This window comes from Candidatus Protofrankia californiensis (genome assembly GCF_900634765.1).
In the GTDB taxonomy this organism is placed as follows: domain Bacteria; phylum Actinomycetota; class Actinomycetes; order Frankiales; family Frankiaceae; genus Protofrankia; species Protofrankia californiensis.
The window spans coordinates 1-2533 of the sequence record NZ_CAAAFT010000020.1 but is presented as its reverse complement, the minus strand read 5'-3'; the positions used below and the strand labels follow the sequence as shown (position 1 = coordinate 2533).

Below are 2533 nucleotides of genomic sequence, written 5' to 3'. Positions count from 1 at the left end.
CCACCGTGGTGGTCGTCTTGCCGACGCCGCCCTTCAGGGACATGACCGCGATCCGGTGGCAGTCGTTCAGGGGCGCGCCGATGTGCTCGACCAGCAGGCGGTGGCGGGCCTCGTCGGCGGAGGGCCCGGGGTTGATCTTTCCGCCGGAGACCCTGAAGAGAACTCTGCGCCAGCCCCGGGTGGGGACAGCCGGCCGGGCCGGCAGCAGCGCACTGGTCATGAGCCGGCCGGACGTACCGTCGTCCGTTGCCGGCCGTTTCGGTTCTCCGGGATTTCCGGGATTTCCGGTGGCGGTCGGACCGAACTCCGGACCCGGTGCGCGTGAATCGCTGTCGGGGCTCTCTCGGTTGTCCCGCTCCGCGGGGACTCCGGTCACCTGGAAGTCGTTGTCGGGCGGCCGCTGGCTGTTTCTCCCCGCGGGGTCGCCAGCAACGTGAAAATTGTTGTCGGATGGCCGTCGGCTGTTCTGCTGGCCGCTGGCCGCCGGCCGGGGGCTGGGCGGCGGCGCCGGATACTCGGTGCTCGGATAAGGACTGTCGGGGTACGGGAAAGCCGTTCCGGCCGGACCGGGGAACGGTAGGCCGGGCTCGGGCTGGTGCCCGCCGCGCGGGCGCTCGTCGTCCGGGAACAGCGGATCCCCACCGGGCGCTGTCGGGAACGGCGCGGTGGACGGCCCCGACGGCGGTTCGGCTGCTGGCGGCGGTGGCGCTACGGCTGCTGGCGGCGGTGGCGCTACGGCCGCCGGGTGCTGCGTGGACGCCGGCGTGTGCGGCGGCTGGTCCCGGTCCTGCTGCCCTCGTCCCCAGGGCCCCTGTTCCTGCCCTCGTTGGTCCTGCTCCGGGTGGTTCTGGCCGGGGAGCGGGGCGGCATGGTTGTGACCGACGTCCGGTGGCTCGGGAGGGCGCCGGGCCTCCCCGGGACGTTCCTCGTGCCGGAAGGGGACAGCGCGCGTGCGACGGTCGCCGGACGGGGGCGGCACGCTGGTGAAGGTGTCCTGGTCGAACAGCGGATCGTAGGTCGGTGGTTCGGACCAGGGCCGGCCGTTCGCGACCGGTGCGTTCGAGGCTGCCGCGGTCGGCGCCGGTGCGTTCGGGACCGGCGGGGTGCCGGCGCCGGCAGCACCCGTACCGGTGATGTCCTGCGTCAGCCCGCTCACGGACACGCCGGGTGCGCTCGACGGCGGTAGGCCCGAGGGCGGCAGGGACACCGTGGACGCGGACGGTGCTGTGGACACGGACGGCGTGGACGGTGTGGACAGCGACCGTGCGGATATCGGGGACGGTGTGGACGGGGCGGGCGGCGTGGACGCGGAGATGGGGGATGCCGGCGGCGCCGGCCGCGGACCGCCGCCGACCTGTGGCCCCCACGGGTCGACCAGCGGATTGGTGGACGGCCGGGACCACGAGCCGGCAGCGTCCCCACCGGCATCCCGGGGCCCGGTGCCGCCGACCACGGGTCTGTCAGCCGGGGGCCTGCCCGCCGTGCCGCCGCCGGCCGCGCTCGGGCCCGCAGCGACGTCGTCCGTCGCGGTGTACCTGTCCACCACGGCGAAACCGCCGGGTACACCGTCCGACGCCGGTCTGCTCGGGCCGGGAGAGCGCCAGGACGAGGACGACCGGTAGGCCACCTCCGGCCACGCGCTGGTGAGCGGGTCGAAACCGCGTTCGCCGCCAGGCGGCGCGACGGGCGGCGGCGTCGCCCGGGACGGTGACGGTGGCGGTGGTACCGGCGGCGGCCCGGCCGGCCCGGTGCCGGGGGAGCCGTTCACACCGGTGCGCGGCGGCGTGCGGCCGTTCATCAACTGCGGATCCCCGGTAGTGCCGGCCCATCGCCCGGGCTCCTGCCGTGGCTGCACGGTGTACGAGGTCTCCCTGGTGTATGAGGTCCCGTTCGAGGGCTCGTTGCCCGACTCGACCGGATCCGGCGGAGGGTAGGAGCGGGACGATGACGGTGACATCGACTGTCACTCCCCCTACAATCGGTTCGCGTCCACGGTGCACTGCGTCCAAATCCCACTACATTGACATATCGGCCGGTTCGGCTGACCGATCGGGTCGCGGGTACCTCCGGACGCCGGCGGCACGCCCGGTGGCAGCCCGTCCGGTCGATCTCCTATCGTCCACGCCGGTCGATGTCCGCTGGACGCGGCTCAGGATGGCATGCCGGTCTGCGTGCTGTCGTCACCGGCGCCGGTGTCGTCCGCTATGCCGGTTTTACCCGTTCTGTAGGTATTGCTCATGATGTGGACGTTGCTCGTGGTGTGGGCGTTGTCCGTGGTGGCGGTGTCATCCCTGAGGTCGGTCCCACTGCCGCCGTCACGGCCGGCTGTGGGAAGGGGCGCTCCGTCGGTGTTCAGCGCGGCCGCAGCCGCCGTCGCCAGGACCCGGCGGGCCGGCTGCCCCAGCCGGATGGCGGCCCGCCGCACGTCGTCCCATTCGGGCTGGGCGGTGACGGCCCGGCCGCCGGCAAGCATGCCGATCTTCACGGCGATGGTTTCGCCGCCCACGTCCACGGTGCGGAAGGCCCGGTCCAG

The 2533-nt window shown here is 73.5% G+C and carries 1 protein-coding gene and 1 pseudogene; both read right to left on the bottom strand.

What is annotated here, in order from left to right:
- Positions 1–1798 (bottom strand): annotated as a pseudogene (locus DD1DGNOD_RS00770) (hypothetical protein); the annotation flags it as partial.
- A 351-nt stretch (positions 1799–2149) separates the two neighbouring features.
- On the bottom strand, positions 2150–2533 hold a 384-nt coding region (gene larC / locus DD1DGNOD_RS00765; protein ID WP_131769214.1), incomplete at its 5' end, for a nickel insertion protein.